Source organism: Salinibacter grassmerensis (assembly GCF_947077765.1).
Lineage (GTDB): Bacteria > Bacteroidota > Rhodothermia > Rhodothermales > Salinibacteraceae > Salinibacter > Salinibacter grassmerensis.
Genome location: NZ_CAMTTF010000002.1, coordinates 478,946 through 496,534, shown reverse-complemented (window position 1 = coordinate 496,534; position 17,589 = coordinate 478,946). Strand labels below are relative to the sequence as shown.

General features: G+C 64.7%; 13 protein-coding genes. 3 read left to right on the top strand and 10 right to left on the bottom strand.

Features of this window, described 5'->3' with window-relative positions; genetic code table 11:
• Positions 1-27 precede the first annotated feature (27 nt).
• The 4 genes from OJB03_RS06270 to OJB03_RS06255 form a co-directional block, all read right to left on the bottom strand.
• The gene (locus tag OJB03_RS06270; protein WP_263786043.1) at positions 28-1,134 is read right to left on the bottom strand and encodes a vWA domain-containing protein; all 1,107 of its coding nucleotides are present in this window, start codon (positions 1,132-1,134) and stop codon (positions 28-30) included.
• A gap of 134 nt (positions 1,135-1,268) precedes the next feature.
• Positions 1,269-2,507: a tetratricopeptide repeat protein gene (locus OJB03_RS06265; RefSeq protein WP_263786042.1), complete on the bottom strand. Its 1,239-nt coding sequence runs from the start codon at positions 2,505-2,507 to the stop codon at positions 1,269-1,271.
• Positions 2,508-2,728: 221 nt separating this feature from the next.
• Positions 2,729-3,982, bottom strand: coding sequence for a D-alanine--D-alanine ligase family protein (locus OJB03_RS06260; protein ID WP_263786041.1), 1,254 nt, complete (start codon positions 3,980-3,982; stop codon positions 2,729-2,731).
• A 120-nt stretch (positions 3,983-4,102) separates the two neighbouring features.
• On the bottom strand, positions 4,103-5,395 hold the full coding sequence (locus OJB03_RS06255; RefSeq protein ID WP_263786040.1) for a dihydroorotase: 1,293 nt from the start codon (positions 5,393-5,395) through the stop codon (positions 4,103-4,105).
• 238 nt (positions 5,396-5,633) lie between these two features.
• Between OJB03_RS06255 and gyrA the strand changes: the two genes are divergently transcribed.
• The gene (gene gyrA, locus OJB03_RS06250; protein WP_263786039.1) at positions 5,634-8,348 is read left to right on the top strand and encodes a DNA gyrase subunit A; all 2,715 of its coding nucleotides are present in this window, start codon (positions 5,634-5,636) and stop codon (positions 8,346-8,348) included.
• A gap of 58 nt (positions 8,349-8,406) precedes the next feature.
• Here gyrA and OJB03_RS06245 read toward each other — a convergent pair whose 3' ends face one another.
• On the bottom strand, positions 8,407-9,864 hold the full coding sequence (locus tag OJB03_RS06245) for a T9SS type A sorting domain-containing protein (protein WP_263786038.1): 1,458 nt from the start codon (positions 9,862-9,864) through the stop codon (positions 8,407-8,409).
• 315 nt (positions 9,865-10,179) lie between these two features.
• Positions 10,180-10,839 carry an outer membrane protein gene (locus OJB03_RS06240; protein ID WP_263786037.1) on the bottom strand — a complete coding sequence of 220 codons (660 nt, stop codon included), beginning with the start codon at positions 10,837-10,839 and terminating at the stop codon, positions 10,180-10,182.
• A gap of 255 nt (positions 10,840-11,094) precedes the next feature.
• Between OJB03_RS06240 and OJB03_RS06235 the strand changes: the two genes are divergently transcribed.
• Positions 11,095-12,513, top strand: a complete 1,419-nt coding sequence (locus OJB03_RS06235) for a phosphoglucomutase/phosphomannomutase family protein (RefSeq protein WP_263786036.1) — start codon at positions 11,095-11,097, stop codon at positions 12,511-12,513.
• Positions 12,514-12,706: 193 nt separating this feature from the next.
• On the opposite strand, the gene OJB03_RS06230 is transcribed toward OJB03_RS06235, so the two are convergent.
• Positions 12,707-13,414 carry an ABC transporter ATP-binding protein gene (locus tag OJB03_RS06230; RefSeq protein ID WP_263786035.1) on the bottom strand — a complete coding sequence of 236 codons (708 nt, stop codon included), beginning with the start codon at positions 13,412-13,414 and terminating at the stop codon, positions 12,707-12,709.
• A 137-nt stretch (positions 13,415-13,551) separates the two neighbouring features.
• On the opposite strand from OJB03_RS06230, the gene OJB03_RS06225 reads away from it, so the two are divergent.
• A complete protein-coding gene (locus tag OJB03_RS06225) occupies positions 13,552-14,283 on the top strand; it encodes an arylesterase (protein WP_263786034.1) in 732 nt (243 codons plus the stop codon).
• Positions 14,284-14,328: 45 nt separating this feature from the next.
• Here the strand turns inward: OJB03_RS06225 and OJB03_RS06220 are convergent, their stop codons facing one another.
• From OJB03_RS06220 to OJB03_RS06210, 3 genes are all read right to left on the bottom strand, one after another.
• Entirely contained in the window at positions 14,329-15,756 is a 1,428-nt protein-coding gene (locus tag OJB03_RS06220; RefSeq protein WP_263786033.1) for an NAD(P)(+) transhydrogenase (Re/Si-specific) subunit beta, read from the bottom strand.
• A 95-nt stretch (positions 15,757-15,851) separates the two neighbouring features.
• Complete coding sequence (locus OJB03_RS06215; RefSeq protein ID WP_263786032.1) at positions 15,852-16,184, bottom strand: NAD(P) transhydrogenase subunit alpha part 2; 333 nt, start codon at positions 16,182-16,184, stop codon at positions 15,852-15,854.
• Positions 16,185-16,335: 151 nt separating this feature from the next.
• Positions 16,336-17,493 carry a Re/Si-specific NAD(P)(+) transhydrogenase subunit alpha gene (locus tag OJB03_RS06210; RefSeq protein WP_263786031.1) on the bottom strand — a complete coding sequence of 386 codons (1,158 nt, stop codon included), beginning with the start codon at positions 17,491-17,493 and terminating at the stop codon, positions 16,336-16,338.
• Positions 17,494-17,589: the final 96 nt, after the last annotated feature.

Genomic DNA, 17,589 nt, shown 5'->3' with positions numbered 1-17,589 from the left:
AACCCTCAACGTTCAGCGTGGTCGCCGTTAGCCCAGATGCTTCCGCCGGTTTCGGACGTAGTCTTCGAACAGGAAGGAGCCGAGGTCGTCGAGCTCCGAGTAGTAGGCGCGGCCCTGGTTGGCCTCCGTCAGCTCGCGGACGAAGTCGCGCAGGCCCGGATCGCGGGCAATCATGAAGGTCGTGATCGTGATGTCCTCGCGGCGACAGACCGTGGCCTCATCGAGCACCTTGTTGACGACCTTGCGGTCGAGCCCGTAGGCGTTGCGGTACATTTCTCCGTCTTCGATGTGACAGCTGGGCTTGCCGTCGGTGATCATGAAGATCTGCTTGTTGCGGTTGTTGCGGCGGTGTAGAATGTCGCGCGCCCGCCGTAGTCCCGCCCGCGTGTTCGTATAGTACGGCCCCACGTCGAGGTACGGCAGGTCCTCCACGTCCACCTCCCAGGCGTCATTGCCGAAGGCCACGATGTCGAGAGAATCCTTCGGGTACTGGGTCATGATGAGCTCCGAGAGGGCCAGTGCCACGCGCCGGGCCGGCGTGATTCGGTCTTCCCCGTAGAGCACCATCGAGTGGGAGAGGTCGATCATGAGCACCGTCGCCATGGAGGCGTGGTGGTCCGTCTTGTGGACCTGAAAGTCGTCCTCCGCGAGGTTCCAGTCGTCCCCCACGCCGGAGCGCTTGAACGAGTTGGAGAGGGTGCCGGTCACGTCGAGGTTCGACAGGTCGTCCCCGAACTGCCAGTCCTTCGTTTCGGGCAGCCGCTCGTCGCCCTGTCCCGTGTAGGGGGTCCGGTGGCCGCCCATGCCCCCCTTCTTGAGGTCGTTAAAGATCTCCTCCAGGGCCGACTGGCGGAGCGAGCGCTCGGTGCGGGCGGTGATCTCGACCGTCTCACCGTCTTCGCCGTCCTCGAGGTAGCCGCGTTTCTTCAGCTCCTCAATGAAGTCGTCGAGATCCTTGTCCGAGCCTTCAGTGAGGTCGTACTTGTCGTCGAGTTGCTCCATCCAGTCGAGGGCCTCCTCGGCGTCCCCGGCCGTGTGTTCAAGCAGCTCCTGGAAGAGGTCGAGGAGCTCTTCGAAGAGTGGCTGCTGGCTGCCGTGGCGAACGGAGTCCCATTCGGTATACCGAAAACGCATGGCGAAGTGGCTGGTCTGGGAATAATACTGCAATGGGAATACGTCGGACCTCTTCTGTTTGTTTGTTCTTCATGGACGCCCTCCGCCCATCCTTACACGGATGGGACATTCGCGCGCCTCTCCTGGACTTCCGGTCATCCTGAGTAGGCCTCATCGAGGTAGTCGTGCGCACGCTCATGCGCTCCGGACGCATCCTCCATGTTGAGCACCGTCCGGTAGCGGTTCACGGCCATCTCGCGGCGGCCGAGGGCGTCGTACACCATGCCCTGATACAGATAGCCAAGCACCCGGTAGCGCGTGTCCTCGATGTTCTCCCGGGAAGTCAGTTGCTCCAGCTCCGCTAGGTGCTGCAGCGCCTCCCGGTAGGCGTCCTGGTAGAGCCGATCACGGGCCAGGTACAACTGCGCAATTTCCTCCATGTGAGTGTTGTAGCCGGTCCGCCCGGCCTCTGCGCGCTCCACGACCGTCTCGAAGACACGGCGCGCCTGTCCCCAGCGCCCCCACCGGGCGTAGACCCGTCCCTCGAAGGTGTGGAAGAAGGGATTGTCCGGGTGGCGCTCGCGGAGCTGCTCGGCCCACTTCCGGGTCTCTCGAAAATCATCCTCGTACAGGTAGTGGACCTTCGCAAGGAAGTAGATCGCCTCTGTCTGCACGTAGTGGCCGTTCGTGGCCGTCTCGCGGAGCAGCTTCAGCCCCCGCTTCTTGTTGCCATTGGGCAACATCCACATGATGGCCTTCGACAGCGAATACTCCTCCGGCAGGATGTCCGCGTAGTAGTCGTACATGCCCGAGCCGAAGACGTAGTCGCCACGCTCCGGCGCCACCTCTTCGACCGTCTGGACGTAGCTGACGGCCGTCTGGGCATTCCGGATCGTCTTCCACCAGTGATAGCGGTTGGAGTGGAGGCGGGACAGAAAGCCGTGGGCCGCCGCCTTGAAGAGGGCCGCGTCGAAGTGGTCCGGGTCCTCCGCCAAAAGCGCGTCACACCGGTCAATCACGGTGTTCATCTGCTCGGCGAACGCCTCGTCGTGGGAGGTGTCCGTGAGGTCGAGCATGATGGTCCACCATAGATTGAGCCCTTGCAGGAACGGCCCAATGGGATGATCGGGGTAGCGCGCATCGATCGCTTCGAAGCGGGCCTTCGCCGCCTCGAACTGCATGCCGTAGAGCAGGTCGAGCCCCTCGGTGCCCGTCGTCCGGACAAACTCGTCGGTGAGTACCGAGGAGGTCTGCGCCACGGCGGTGGTCTCAGCGGCCGCCGTGGCCCGGCGCGCCTGGCCGTGGGCGTGCACTGTGCTCATCAGGAGTAGGGCCGCGAGCACTGCGCCGACCGTTCGGATCGGCAATACGCTATGAAGCGGCGTACGGGTCATATTGGAGAAAGGAAAATAAGTGGGGCTCATTTCCCAAAAGCCGTTGGCCGACCTATTCCGTCGTCGCTCGGGGCTTGACTCAGAGCCCATCCGACGATTACTACGGCCTCACCACGCAGCTGGAAGGCCCTCAGATCAACGTCCGACCTCAATTCCATCGGTTTCTGGAGCGATGACGCAGGGGGAATCTCCCACCGTCGCAACCAGTTTTGATCACGATCCTAGGAGGACTCACTCGCCTTAAAGCCCTGCAGGCTTTTTTCGGCGAGCAGATTCACGTCGTAGGTTTGAACCCGCCCGTTCTGGTCGCGGTGCCGGCGGCGGGCGATGGTCACCAGCCGGTCCACCAGCTCGTCGAACGACACGCCAGACGGCTCCCACAGGTAAAATGAGAACGAGCCCGGGATGGTGTTTATTTCATTGAAGTAGAGCCGTCCGGTGGACTCGTCGATCATAAAGTCGATGCGGACGACGCCGGCGCACTCGAACTGGTGGAAGATGCGGACGGCCATTTCCTGAATCGCCTCGGTGCGCTCGTCGGAGAGGTTCGCCGGCACGATGCGGTCCTGTGCGGCCATGCCCTCCGGGCCGGACTCGGTACTCTTGGTGCCCCCTGCCTTCGTCGCCTCCCCGTCCTCCCGCATGTACTTGTCCTGGAAGGTGAGCACCTCGTCATCCTCCGACGGCACCGGCTCCTCCAGCACGCTGGGCGTGGCCTCGTGGCCGTCCCCCAGCACCGAGCAGTTGATCTCGCGCAGCGCCTCCACCGCCTCCTCAACGACTACCTTGTCGTCGTACCGAAACGCGTCCTCGATGGCCGCGTCGAGCCCTGCGCGGGTCTCCACCTGCGAAATGCCGATGGACGACCCGCAGCGGGCCGGCTTGACCACGAGCGGGTAATCGAGCGCAGCCTCACAGTCGTCCAGGGCCGCCCCTTCCTGGTAGGCCCACTCGCCCTCGCGGAGCGCCACGAAGTCGACCACGGGGATGCCGGCCTGTCGGCACACCCGCTTCGACATGACCTTGTCCATGCCGAGGGCGGAGCCAAACACACCGGCGCTGGTGTAGGGCACGTTGAATGCCTCGCAGAGGCCCTGCACCCCTCCATTCTCGCCGGGGCCGCCGTGCAGTCCCAGCAGCATGACGTCGATCCGACGCCGCAGCGCGGGCCGCTGGAGGTGCTTTAGGGCGCCCGGTCCACGGTCTTCGAGCAGTTCGAGGGACCCGTGGGGCGTCGGTGCGAGCGCCACGGGCAGCGCCTCTTCGCGGAGGGCGTCCAGGTTGCGGTACGACTCGACCTCCAGCAGGGCGTCCCCGGTGTACCACGTGCCGTCCTTCGCCACGTAAATGGGAACGGGGGTGTAGTGGTCGCGGTCGAGGGCCGCGGCGGCCTGCAGCGCCGTGATGACCGACACCTCGTGCTCGGGCGCCACCCCGCCGAGGACGACGCCAACCTGTAGAGACTCGGAAGACACAGTGGGGCCGGAGACGGACGAAAAACAGAACGATGCGAAGACAAGAACCCGATACGAAGACGAGCGCCCGGACGATCCTTTAGAAGTGGCGCCCTGCTCATGCCCGGCAGAACCGTGCCACTACGTCCCCCCACACTCCACGAACTGCCCATCGCTGTAGACCGCCCAGGGCCGCCCCACCATCTCGGCGTCCGTGAACGGGGTGTTTTCGCTCTTCGACCGGATGTCGTCCTCCGTGAAGGTCCACTCGGTCGACGCGTCGAAAACCGTGAGCCGCGCCGGGACGCCCTCTGCGAGGCCCAACCCGTCGAGGCGCAGGATGCGGCGCGGGGCCACGGTCAGCTTCCGCACCGCCTCCTCCACGGAGAGCACGCCCGGTTCGATCAGTTCGCGCCCGATGAGGCCCCACGCTGTTTCGAGGCCGAGGATGCCGAAGGGAGCGTGGGCGAACTCAACCTGCTTCTCGTAGGATGCGTGGGGGGCGTGGTCGGTGCAGATCGCGTCAATGGTGCCGTCGGCCAGGCCGTCCTTCAGGGCCGCCACGTCCGCCGGTGAGCGGAGGGGCGGATGCATCTTCGTGTTCGTGTCGAACTGAGACGCCTCCACCGCTCCGTCCGTGAGCGTCAGGTGATGGGTGCACACCTCGGCTGTGACGGACACGCCGTGGGCCTTGGCCCGCCGCACGAGTTCCACGCCCCGGGCGGTCGAGATGTGCGCCACGTGAAGGGCGCCCCCGGTGAGGGCCGCCAGCTCAATGTCGCGGGCAATCATCACGTCTTCGGACGCGGCCGGAATGCCGTCGAGCCCAAGCCGCGCCGACACCGCGCCCTCATGCATCTGCCCGCTCGGATTGAGGGTCTCCTCCTCCATGTGGTTGATGATCGGGCGGTCGAGCATGCTGCTGTACTCCAGCGCCCGCCGCATCAGCCCCGCCGTCGGCACGGGTGCCCCGTCGTCGCTAAAGGCAACGGCCCCGCCCGCCCGCAGGTCGGCCATCTCGGCAATCTCGTCGCCGGCCCGCTCCTTCGAAACGCACGCGATGGGGTGCACGCCCACCGGCGTGTCCTCGGCCCGCTCCCGTACAAACTCGACCACATCACGCGTGTGGAGGGGCGGATCGGTGTTGGGCATGCAGGCCACGTCCGTGAACCCACCCGCGAGGGCCGCCCGGCTTCCGGTGGCGATGGTTTCTTTGTGCTCGTAGCCGGGCTCTCGGAAGTGGACGTGCATGTCCATCCACCCCGGCGAGATGAACAGGCCCGACGCGTCGTACACCGACACGTCGTCTCCTGCGTCGAGGTCGCTTCCGATCGCTGCGATCGTGCCGTTCCGGATGAGCAGATCGGCGTCCTGGGTCGTTTCGGGCTCGGGCCGGAGAAGCGTGCCGCCGCGGAGGAGAAGATGAGGCGTCATGCGGAAAGAGGTGCGTCGTGGAGAGGGTTGATCCGTCCTAAAGTACGATCTCAGCCTCCTTCCGTCAACGGCCCCCTCGTTCCTGTCAAAAGCCGGTGGAGGTGGTTTCTGAGGGGCATGCTGGTGGCACTTCTGCCCGTAATTCCGTATGTTTTATGGCTTGAGGCTCCATCGTTTGAGCCTCTGTTTCAGGCATTCGTTTTCGTCACCGTTTTCGTACCAGCCGTCCTCCCACACCATGGAAGCCGACGACAGCCGCGTGATCCCGATTAACATCGAGGAGGAGATGAAGTCCTCCTACATCGACTACTCGATGTCGGTGATCGTGAGCCGCGCGCTTCCGGACGTGCGCGACGGGCTGAAGCCAGTGCACCGCCGCGTCCTGTACGGCATGCACGAGCTCGGCCTCACTCAGGGTGCCAACTACAAGAAGAGCGCCCGCATCGTGGGGGAGGTGCTCGGAAAGTACCACCCGCACGGCGACTCGTCGGTCTACGACACGCTCGTGCGGATGGCCCAGCACTTCTCCATGCGGTACCCCCTGGCCGACGGGCAGGGCAACTTCGGCTCCGTCGACGGCGACTCGGCGGCGGCCATGCGGTACACGGAGGCCCGCATGACGCGGATCGCCGAGCAGATGCTGACCGACATCGGCAAGGAGACGGTCGACACGCAGGAAAACTTCGACGGGACGATGGAGGAGCCGACGGTGCTTCCCGCCGCGTTCCCCAATATGCTCGTGAACGGGGCCGACGGCATCGCCGTGGGCATGGCCACGAAGATCCCGCCCCACAACCTGGGCGAGACGATCGACGCGACAGTGGCCTACATCGACGATCCGGAGATCGAGATCGACGACCTGATGGAGCACGTCCCGGCGCCGGACTTTCCGACCGGCGGCATCATCTACGGCTACGCGGGCGTCTACGAGGCCTACCACACGGGCCGGGGCCGCGTCGTCATGCGCGCCAAGATGCACGAAGAGGAGGTGCGCAGCGGGCGCGACGCCCTCATCGTCACCGAGCTGCCGTACCAGGTGAACAAGAGCCGCGAGGTGGAGCGCATCGCCGACCGCGTGCGCCAGGAGCGCATCGAGGGCATTGCCGACCTGCGCGACGAGAGCGACCGGAACGGCCTCCGCATCGTGATTGAGCTGAAGCAGGGGGCCAACGCCGAGATCGTCAAGAACCAGGTCTACAAGCACTCGCGCCTGCAGGACACGTTCGGCGTCAACATGGTGGCGCTGGTCGACGGGCGCCCCCAGGTGGTGACCCTGAAGGACGCGATTCGGCACTACGTGGACCACCGCCACGAGATCGTCGTCCGCCGCACGGAGTACGACCTGGAGCAGGCCCAGGACCGCGCCCACATCCTGGAAGGGCTCACCCTGGCGCTCGACCACCTCGACGCCGTCATCGCCATCATCCGCCACTCCCCCGACACCGGCACGGCCCGCCAGAACCTCCGCGAGGGCCGCTACCCGGACGGCCTGTCGGACGACGACCTCCGGGAAATCAACGTGCCCCTCACCCCGCCGGCGGAAGCCGAGGAGGAGCAGGACACCGTGCAGGCGCTTCTGGGCGACGAGTACGAGGAGCTGGTGCAGCAACCGGAGGAGGGCCACTGGCTGACCGAGGCCCAGGCCAACGCCATCCTGCGCCTACGCCTGAGCCGCCTGACGGGGCTGGAGCGCGAGAAGATTATCGGCGAGTACGAGGACATCATCGAGCAAATTCGGGAGTACCAGGACATCCTGAACAGTCGCGACCGCCGGATGGAGCTCATCAAGGAGGAGCTACTGACGGTCAAGGACCGCTTCGACGACGAGCGCCGCACCGAGATCGACTACACCGGCGGCGACGACATCATCATCGAGGACCTGATTGAGCGCCGACACGTCGTCGTTACGATCACGAACCAGGGCCTCACGAAGCGGACGCCCATCGATACGTACCGTACGCAGGGCCGGGGCGGGGTCGGCATGCGGGGCACGGGCAAGCGCGAGGACGACTTCATCGAGCACCTCTACGTCTGCCACTCCCACGACGTCCTGCTCCTGTTTACCGACAAGGGCCAGTGCTTCTGGCTCCGCCCCTTCGAAATTCCGGAGGGCGGCCGGACGGCAAAGGGCCGATCGATCCGGCAACTCGTCGACATCGACCCGGACGACCGCGTGCGGGCCGTCATCAGCGTGGGTAAGGAGGACTTCGAGGACGAGGACTTCCTCAACAACCACTACGTCCTCGCGGCCACGCGGCAGGGGCAGGTCAAAAAGACCGCGCTCGAAGCATACAGCCGCCCGCGCACCAACGGCATTATCGGCATCAAGATCGACGAGGGCGACCAGCTTATCGAGGCGTCCCTCACCGGCGGCGACAACACCGTCGTGGTGGCCTCCTCCGGCGGCCGGGCCGTCCACTTCGACGAGAGTGACGCGCGCCCCATGGGCCGCAACACGCGGGGCGTACGCGGCATGGAGCTGCCCGGCGACCAGGAGCTGGTGGGCATGATCTCGGTGCCCCCGGGGATGCACGACGACCTCGACGTGCTGGCGATCGCGGAGCACGGCTACGGCAAGCGCACAGCCCTGTCCGACTACCGCGTGCAGGGCCGGGGCGGCAAGGGCCTTATCACGCTCAACCGCACCGACCGCACGGGCGACCTCGTCTCGATCAAGGGCGTGCTCGGCGACGAGGATCTGATGGTCATCACCGAGGGCGGCATCATGATTCGCACCCGGGTTGAGGAGATCAGCACGATGGGCCGCAACACGCAGGGCGTGCAGGTCATCAACCTGAAGGACGGCGACGCGATTGCCGACGTCACCCGGGTGGCCGACACCGAGGAGCCAGAGGCCGACGATGAGACGGCCGACGCAGACGCCGCGGCCGCCGCGAACGGGGAGATGGACGACAACGCGGCCAGCGACGCCGTGGAGGAGACGGGGGGATAATCGGCATCCCTGGTTCCACTTGTCCAAAGTCCCGTCAATCAGAAGTCCACATGCTGCACTACCGCACTCGTACGGCTTTCACCGTCTTCTCGAAGGTCTCGCCATCCACTTGGACGAAGTAGACCCCGCTGCTACGCGACCCCAAATCGGAGGCCCTAATTTGAACAGGACGAGGGTCATTGGCACTCACCCCACTCCGGCGAAACGTGGCCACACGTCGACCTAAGACATCGAACACTTCAACCGACACGTCTTGTGTCTCTGGAAGGGTGAATGATACGTTCAGACGTTCATCGAACGGGTTGGGATAGACGGACACGTCCGACACATTGGCGGCAACCTCTATCGAAGGCGTGCCACCAGACTGCACCCTGTTCCCATCTGCTGTCACGTAGTTTACGCGGAACGTGTGTCTGCCGACATCCAGCTCGTTGAAGGAGATACTGTAATCGCCTGGTCTATCAGCCTCTACCATTTTCTCTTCTTTCTTCTCCCCAAAGTAAATACGCTCAATTACGAATTCTTCGACCGTAGCCGCTCCGGAAAGGGTCCATTCCAGATTGGCAGATCCCTGGTTTGACTGACTCGTTTCTGCGTCCGCATTGACCGATCTGATGGACACTTCGTCGAACGCACAGCCCGGACCAGCCGTCCATCCCATGTCAAGAAGCTGACCGCAAACGATCGGACCTGGTACCCGATTTGTTTCCGCCTGTGCAGCGAACGGCGTCATAAGTGCATTGGTTGACTCGAAGGGGTATGTACCCTCATCAAGATGGGCAATACTTGATCCCTGGTTGTACTCAGTCGGTGCATATATTTTCGGCCGGGGGGGTCCACTTCCCTGTCCGGCGGCCTCTTCGGATCGACTCCCGGTAAAGAAGAGTGAGCTGTCCACCAGCGCATCCCCAAGTTTTGTCGATGGATTGGGGAATTCACTCTCATTCACTAAGGACAACAGATCCCCATTGTCTTGTCTCTCAATTATTCTTCTCGCAAAAGGACCTGGCACTCGTTCAGTTTCGTCAATCTGTCCATTGCCGTCGATGTCAAAACCGTACCCCCCTGATCCTGTGTCATAATTCAGGACACTCGTGTAGTTGAGGCCGTGACCAATCTCGTGGAGGACCGTTGACGTAAAATCAATTGTCTCTGCAGGTGCTGGCTCTTCTCCAAAGTGCCAATCACTCCGGTCGCTGTTGAATTGGGCCACGATGTCAATGTCGACCTGATTCTCAAACTGATTCTGTCCCGTGATCGCATCATGCAAAGGAAGACCGCGAAACGTGTCGATGACGCCGTCATTGTCTGCGTCGACGGAGGCAAGAAGTGGACCGGCCGATCCCAGAACTCTTTCTCCCAAACTCTCCCAATTTGCCTCAATGACGATCGGGACGGACGACGAAATGTGCCGTTCCCAGATACCTACAGCACGCTCGAAGGCTGATCTCGCCTCCGACGGGAAATTACGGCTGTAGTTCACCTGGATCGTGGCCGATGCCTGCTTGCGGAGCATTTTTGAGCCTGGCCGTCGGCTCTTGAACGCATTCACGTCTAGCTTCCTGAGTCCACAGTCCCGATAGCGAGACAAGGCCTGTTCGTAGGACATGACAGACGGAGCATTTGCTGACTCATCCTGTATTGATCGCTCCTGTGCAGATGTTGGCGGTACTAGAAGCAGAAGCAGGGCGATACAGAGCCCAGTGCTCACACCACAAAGAAGTGGGGTGCGTGACGGAAGCATAGAACGGTGTAAATCTATGTGTATTGAAGAAACGTGCCCAATATATCTTCCCGTTTTCTCAAGATGTCTTCACCTACTTTATCCTCTCTACTGAAAGCGGTAGGCAATCCCTAACGTGAATGGAAACGTCGTGACGGCGCTGTCCTGTGCCCCCGGCAGGCTGCCCGTCACGCGCGTCTCCGCCGTGAGTGAGAGCCCCCTCCCCAGCCCCAGGGCCGCCCCGAAGCCCACGTTTCCCCCCGCATCCGTCACGTCGGTCTCCGAGAGCTGAAACTCATTTCCTCCTGCCTCGATGCGGGTCGCGTCGATAGTGGTCTGTGCCACGCCGAGGCCCACCAGGAAGTACGGAGTGATGCGCCCGACCGACGTGAGGTGTAGCTGGCCCTCAAACGACAAGGCCCGCAGGCGACCCTCTGGACACGAGCCGATACAGCGATCAATCGTGGGCGAAATGTCATCGCTTCCCACACGCAGCTGCGACTGCTGGGCACGGACCCGCACGTCCAACGACAAATTGTCCGTGAGCGTCCGCATCAGGCCCACCGCGGCGTACGCGCTCGGCCCGGATCCGGGGTCGATTTCTGCGGGGCGGTCTCGCCCCTGAACCGACACGTTTACCTCCGTCGACGGGATTGCCCAGCCCCCCCCGGCCTCCACCCGCACGGTTTGCGCCTCGGCCCGCCCGCCCCCGAACAATACGACCACGATGACCAACAGGGACGCTGCGGTGGATGAACGGACGCGCATAGAGGAAACTGAGCGACTGTGGGACAGGATGCCGAATCTATACCGCCGACCCCAACGCAGAATTCTCCGGTGCGTTCTCCTGAGATTTGCTTTTCCTTCAACGTCCATTCGTACGCCCGTCCTCACGTCCCGTCCCCGCACCAGCTGCAAACACGGAGGGTGGCTTTTTCCCCGACGGCTTCTTTTCTTAGGGATGTTGCCTTGACACCGACGACATCTTCAATCGCCATTTCTCGCACCGACCTCCCTTCCAGTATGGCCAACACGCCGATCGAATTCGGCACCGACGGCTGGCGGGCCGTCATCGCCGACGACTACACCTTCGCCAACCTCGAACGCGTGGCCCAGGCCACCGCGAACTGGCTGCATGAGGACTACGGCGACTCGCCGTCGATCGTCCTCGGGCACGACACCCGTTTTCTCGGGTCCGAATTTGCCGAACGGACGGCTCGCGTGCTCGCGGACGCAGGGGTGGAGGTCACCCTGGCCGACTCGATCGTCTCCACCCCGGCCGTCAGCTGGGCCACCCAGGCGGCCGGGCACGACGCCGGCGTGGTGATTACGGCCAGCCACAACCCGCCCGCCTACAACGGCTACAAAATTAAGGCGCACTTCGGCGGCCCCGCGCCCCCGGACATGATCGCGTCCGTGGAGGCGGCCGTGCCGGACCACGACCTAGACGGCACGTCCCTTTCCCCGTTCGGCACCCTCGCCGCCGACGGCACGATTCAGACCGATGACGTGCGGGGCGGGTACCTCGACGCGCTGCGCGATGCACTCAACATCTCGTCGATCCAGGACGCCGACCTCACGATCGCCCACGACGCCATGTTCGGCGCGGCACAGGGACTCGTGGAGGCGCTCCTCGGGGACGGCGTGGTGTCTCTCCGCCACGACCTCAACCCGGGCTTCCACGGCACGGCCCCGGAGCCGATCGCAGACCGGCTGGGCGAGCTGTCCGACACCGTCGCCGGTAGCGACGCCGAGGTCGGCCTCGCCAACGACGGCGACGGCGACCGGATCGGGATGGTCGACGAGGACGGTAACTTCGTCAGTTCGCATCGCATCCTCGCCCTGCTCGTGAAGTACCTCCATGAAGAGCGCGGCCTCACCGGCTCGATCGTGAAGACCTTCTCCACCACCCACCTGCTCGACAAGATGGGCGAGCGCTACGGGCTCGACGTAGAGACGACCCCGATTGGGTTCAAGCACATCGCCCCGAAGATGGCCGAGGGCGACGTGCTCGTGGGCGGCGAGGAGTCGGGCGGCATCGCAGCGGCCGGCCACATCCCGGAGCGCGACGGCGTCTACATCGGCCTCCTGATCGTAGAAATGATGGTGGAGCGCGGCATGACCCTCTCCGCCCTCGTAGACGAGTTGCTGGAGGAGTTTGGCCCACACTACAACTACCGCGACGACATCCACATCCGCGAGGACCAGAAGGCGGACGTGCTGGACCAGCTCGAGAATCAGGGCGGCCTGGATTCGGTGGACGGCCACGCCGTTGAGGAGGTGCAGACGCTCGACGGCTTCAAGCACGTCACAGACCGCGGCTGGCTGCTTATCCGCCCGTCCGGCACCGAACCGGTGCTGCGCGTGTACTCGGAGGCGGAGTCGATCGAGGCCGCCGAGGCGCTGGTGAAGGACGCATCGACACAGCTGGGACTCAACTAGTAACCTCCTCCCTTCTCTGAGGGGTCTACTTTCAAGCCTCGCGGTCTCGTGCGCCGAACATGACCAGGAAGGGTGCCCCTCTGTGGATCCCGGGGGCCGCTCCTTGCTGGGGCGCCGGCGGCTATCCTCGTCCGTTGGGCCCCTTCTTCCGTTCCGGCTGTCAGGGATAGACGCCCGGTCGGAAGGTGGCCCGCTAGGCGACACCAGCCGGTTCCGGGGCTCGCTCGTCGTCGACGACTTCGCCGCCGCGGAGGTGCAGAATACGTTCTGTACGGGCGGCCAGCTCCTGGTCGTGGGACACCAGGACCAGCGTCGTTCCGGCCGTCTCGTTCAGTTCGAAGAGAAGATCTTCGATCCGGCCGGCCGTCTCGGCGTCGAGGTTGCCCGTCGGCTCGTCGGCAAACAGCACGCGCGGGCGGTTGATGAAGGCCCGGGCCATAGCCACTCGCTGGCGCTCGCCGCCCGAGAGCTGCGACGGGTAGTGGTCGAGGCGATCGCCCAGCCCCACCTCATCCAGCAAATCGGCGGCGCGTGCACGCGGGTCGGCGTCGCCCCGCAGCTCCGCCGGCACCATGACGTTTTCCAGCGCCGTGAGCGTCGGGAGCAGGCGGAAGGTCTGGAAGACGAATCCGACGTTTCGGTTGCGTACCTCGGCACGCTCATCTTCGTCGAGGGGGGTGAGGTCGACTCCACAAAGCTCCACGCGGCCACTCGTCGGCTGGTCGAGCCCGGCGCAAAGCCCCAAGAGGGTCGTCTTTCCACTCCCCGACGGGCCGACGATGGAGCAGGTATCGCCCTCATTCACCGAAAAGCCTACGTCGTCAATCACCGTCAGGGTACGCCCCCCGCTGGGGAAGGTCTTTGTCAGAGACTCGACCTGGAGAACGGATGTCTCGCTCATGGGCGCGAAGGAAAGATCGGTGCGAAAAAGATGAGTGTGCGTTCTCGACCGCGACGTCCCGGAAACCCTGCTGCATCGGTTTCGGTTCGGCGGGCCGAACTCGCTCTTCGCTCTTGCCACTCTGCCCCGCCTCGCTCATGTCAAGCGTCCGCATATACCTGTTTCTGCTCGTAGGGGTTCTGGGCCTGGTGGCCTGCGGGCAAGATCGTTCCACTTCGGCGCCCGCCACCTCGTCGGCCGACACAACCGAGTCTACCACGGCATCGGACGCGGCGGACACGACCGACGCGGAAGCGCGTGTGCTCGTCCTCGGCAACAGCATTGCCGCCGGGTCCGGCGTGTCGTCCCAGGAGGCCTTCCCCGCCCTTCTCCAGCGGGAGGTCGACTCCCTCGGGTGGAACGTACAGGTTCAGAACGCGGGCGTGAGCGGAGAAACCACGGCGGGGGGCCTGCAACGCATCGGATGGGTGTTGCAGAGGCCCGTGGACGTGCTCGTGCTGGAGCTAGGCGGCAATGACGGCCTACGCGGCATCGATCCGGGCGTCACCCGCGAGAACCTACGAAGCATCATCGACACGACCCTAAGCACGTACCCGGAGGCACACGTCCTCCTGACGGGCATGCAGGTTCCTCCCAACCTCGGGCAGGAGTACGTGCGACAGTTCCGCCAGGTCTATCCGACGATCGCCGAGGCGTACGACCGCGTCACGCTGATTCCGTTCATCCTCAATGACATCGCGGGGTCCGACTCTCTGATGCAGGACGACGGCATCCATCCCACCGCGGCCGGCCACCGCATCATCGCGGACGAGGTCTGGGGGGATCTGCAGCCCCTATTGGAAACAAGGCGCTCTCAGGACCCGGTGTAGAGGCGGGCTCGGGGCGGGCGACGTCGCACGTTTGTACCTCTCCCGTTACGCCTCCTCCATCTCCTTCACCGCGTCGGTGATCTCGGCGACCGCCTCCTTCGCATCGCTGAAGAGCATCTTCGTGCCGTCCGCGTAGAATAGCTCGTTGGGCACGCCGGAGTAGCCAGGGCTGAGGCTGCGCTTGATCATGACGACCGTGTCCGCGTCGTCGACGTTCAGGATCGGCATGCCGTAGATCGGGCTGCCCTCATCGTCACGGGCCGCAGGGTTGACGACGTCGTTGGCCCCCACAACGATGGCGAGGTCCGTCGTCGAGAACTCGGGGTTGATGTCCTCCAGCTCGAAGAGCTTCTCGTAGGAGACATTGGCCTCCGCGAGAAGCACGTTCATGTGCCCCGGCATGCGCCCCGCTACCGGGTGGATCGCGTAGCTCACCTCGATGCCCTGTGCTTCAAGCTGGTCGGCCAGCTCACGCACCTCGTGCTGCGCCTGTGCCACGGCCAGCCCGTAGCCCGGTGCGATGACCACCTTGTCGGCGTAGCGGGCCAGGATGGCCGTGTCGTCCGGCGACGTCTCGTTGACCGTCTTGCCCTCCGGCACGTCGAGCCCCGCCGCGGGCCCGTCGCCCCCGCCGAAGCCGCCGAGCATGACGTTCGCCAGGGAGCGGTTCATCGCCTCGCACATGAGGACGGTCAGAATCATGCCCGCCGCCCCGACGAGCGTCCCGCTCACGATGAGGGCCGTGTTGTCCAGCACAAACCCGGCCGCGGCGGCCGCGAGGCCGGAATACGAGTTCAGAAGCGACACGACCACCGGCATATCGGCCCCGCCGATGGGAATGACCAGCAGGACGCCGAGCAAGAGGGCCGCAGCCCCCAGGCCGAGGGCCGCGAGGATCATAGGACGGGCGAGCGTGGGAAAGGCCTCCGCGTACGCCACCATCACGCCGAACGCCACGCCCGCCCCCACGAGCAGAAGGCCCGTCAGCACCCGCAGGCCGGGGAAGGAAATGGGACTGCCTGTGATCCAGCCGCTCAGCTTGCCGTTGGCGATAATGCTCCCCGAGAAGGTGACGGTCCCAATTAGGATCGAGAGCGCGATGGTCACCGCCGTGACGGCCCCGAACCCGTACACGTCCCCACTCACGTACTGAGACAGCTCCGCCCCCGACACGAGCGCGGAGGCGAGCCCCCCGAACCCGTTGAACACGGCCACCAGCTCCGGCATGGCCGTCATCTCGACCGTCCGCGCCAGCGCCACGCCGATCATCCCCCCCAATGCAAGGCCGCCCAGAATCATGGGCCACGACAGAATCTCTTGCAGAAAGAGGGTCGCGACGACGGCGACGAGCATGCCGAGGGAGGCCAGCGCGTTGCCCGTACGGGCGGTGACGGGAGACTGCATGCGCTTGAGCCCGAACACAAAGAGCACCGCCGAGAGCAGGTACGCGAGGTCGATGATCGCGGTCTTCATAGGGGGCGTTGAAGCATTGGAAGAAAGACGTTGAGCGTCGTGGCACAGGGTCGTGATGCGGGCCTCACTTGGTGCCCCTCATCACGAGGGGCGGGTCATCCGGCCGCACCGTCGGTCCGCGGGGCGGCCCCAGAGGCGTCGACCTGAGCAGGGGACGCCTCCTTCTTGCCAAACATCTTCAGCATGCGGTCGGTCACTAGGAAGCCACCGACGACATTGATGGTAGCCACCACGAGCGCCCCGAAGCCGATCCAGGTCGACCACGGCCCGGTCGTCATGCCCGCCGCCACGAGCGCCCCCACGACCGTAATGCCGCTGATCGCGTTGGCACCCGACATGAGTGGGGTGTGGAGGGTCTGCGGCACTTTGGTCAGCACTTCCGTGCCCAGGAACGCCGCGAGGACAAAGATAATCAGGTTGTTGAGCATGGTGTCTGAGGCGGCTGGGATTCGTTCGTCGAAAAGCAAGTGCGTTCGTCGAGGGGAGGCAGCGCCCGGCGGGCGGGGTAGAGGTACAAACCGCAGGACGGGAAGGCGTCCGCCCCGGTCGGGCACCCGCTGCGAACTGCGGGGCTGGCGATCACGCCTTCGCCTCGTCCGCCGTCTCCAGAAGCCCCCGGACACGATCATTCTGTACCGTCCCGTCACGCGTAAGGCATGACTCTGCGAAGATCTCGTCACCGAAGTCCGGCGCGAACGTGTCCTCCTCCAGTCCCTCCTCAATCATGGCCGCTACGGTCTTGGCGTAGAGCTCGCTCGCGTGGACCGGCATTTCGGCGGGCAAGTTGGTGGGCCCCAGGATCTGTACGTTGTGCTCCACGATTTCCTCCCCGGCCTCCGTGAAGGCACAGTTGCCCCCGTTGGGCGCGGCCAAGTCGACGATCACCGACCCCGGATCCATGGCCGCTACGGCCTCCTCGTTGATGAGCAAGGGGGCAGGCTTGCCGGGAATAAGGGCCGTCGAAATCACCACGTCGGCGTCGGCGAGGTGGGGCTGAAGGAGCTCGGGCTGTCGCTCCTGCTTCTCCTTCTCCATCTGCTCCGCGTACCCGCTCTCGTCCTGGTCGGCCTCGATGTCCACCTCCAGCTCCACGAAGGACGCGCCGAGGCTTTCCACCTCCTCCCGGGTCGGCTCACGGATGTCGTACCCGAAGACCTTCGCCCCCAGGCGCTTGGCGGTGGCGATGGCCTGTAGGCCCGCCACGCCGGCCCCCAACACGAGCACCCGGGCCGGGCGCACCGTGCCGGCGGCGGTGGTAAGAAGCGGGAAAAACTTGGGCAGTCGCTCGGCCGCCCCGATCGCCGCTCGGTACCCCCCAATCGAACTCATGGCGGAGAGCGCGTCGAGCTTCTGCGCCCGCGAGATGCGGGGCACAAGCTCCATCGCCAGCGTCGTCACGCCCTGGTCCGCCAGCGCCCGTGCGGTCTCCGGGCGTTCGAGCGGGCTAAGAAACCCGACGAGGACCTGCTCGTCGCCGAGCCGCTCCACCTCGTCGTCGGACGGGGGGGCCACTTTCGCGATGATGTCGGCGTCGAACGTCTCGTCCCGCCCCCCGACCAAACATCCCGCCGCGTCGTAGTCGGCATCGGTGTGGTGCGCCCCATGCCCAGCGCCCTCCTCTACGTGGATCTCCAGGCCGTCCACCGTCGCCAACAGGCGGTCGGCCACGTCGGGGATCAGAGCGACGCGGGTTTCGCCCGGTTCAGTTTCGCGCGGGACGCCAATCGTGAGAGCCATTGCGCCGTGGTCGTTGATTCAAAGACAGTCTCGTACCGTCCCCGCTCCCCAAGGGACCCGGGTGCTCATCCTGTTTCCCTCTCCCACCGTTTCGGC

What these genes read in the sequence shown, in the direction of transcription:
- OJB03_RS06270 (WP_263786043.1), bottom strand. Translation starts at nt 1,134, where the DNA reads ATGCGTTTTCGGTATACCGAATGGGACTCCGTTCGCCACGGCAGCCAG.
- OJB03_RS06265 (WP_263786042.1), bottom strand. Translation starts at nt 2,507, where the DNA reads ATGACCCGTACGCCGCTTCATAGCGTATTGCCGATCCGAACGGTCGGC.
- OJB03_RS06255 (WP_263786040.1), bottom strand. Translation starts at nt 5,395, where the DNA reads ATGACGCCTCATCTTCTCCTCCGCGGCGGCACGCTTCTCCGGCCCGAG.
- gyrA (WP_263786039.1), top strand. Translation starts at nt 5,634, where the DNA reads ATGGAAGCCGACGACAGCCGCGTGATCCCGATTAACATCGAGGAGGAG.
- OJB03_RS06245 (WP_263786038.1), bottom strand. Translation starts at nt 9,864, where the DNA reads ATGCTCCGCAAGCAGGCATCGGCCACGATCCAGGTGAACTACAGCCGT.
- OJB03_RS06240 (WP_263786037.1), bottom strand. Translation starts at nt 10,839, where the DNA reads ATGCGCGTCCGTTCATCCACCGCAGCGTCCCTGTTGGTCATCGTGGTC.
- OJB03_RS06235 (WP_263786036.1), top strand. Translation starts at nt 11,095, where the DNA reads ATGGCCAACACGCCGATCGAATTCGGCACCGACGGCTGGCGGGCCGTC.
- OJB03_RS06230 (WP_263786035.1), bottom strand. Translation starts at nt 13,414, where the DNA reads ATGAGCGAGACATCCGTTCTCCAGGTCGAGTCTCTGACAAAGACCTTC.
- OJB03_RS06225 (WP_263786034.1), top strand. Translation starts at nt 13,552, where the DNA reads ATGTCAAGCGTCCGCATATACCTGTTTCTGCTCGTAGGGGTTCTGGGC.
- OJB03_RS06220 (WP_263786033.1), bottom strand. Translation starts at nt 15,756, where the DNA reads ATGAAGACCGCGATCATCGACCTCGCGTACCTGCTCTCGGCGGTGCTC.
- OJB03_RS06215 (WP_263786032.1), bottom strand. Translation starts at nt 16,184, where the DNA reads ATGCTCAACAACCTGATTATCTTTGTCCTCGCGGCGTTCCTGGGCACG.
- OJB03_RS06210 (WP_263786031.1), bottom strand. Translation starts at nt 17,493, where the DNA reads ATGGCTCTCACGATTGGCGTCCCGCGCGAAACTGAACCGGGCGAAACC.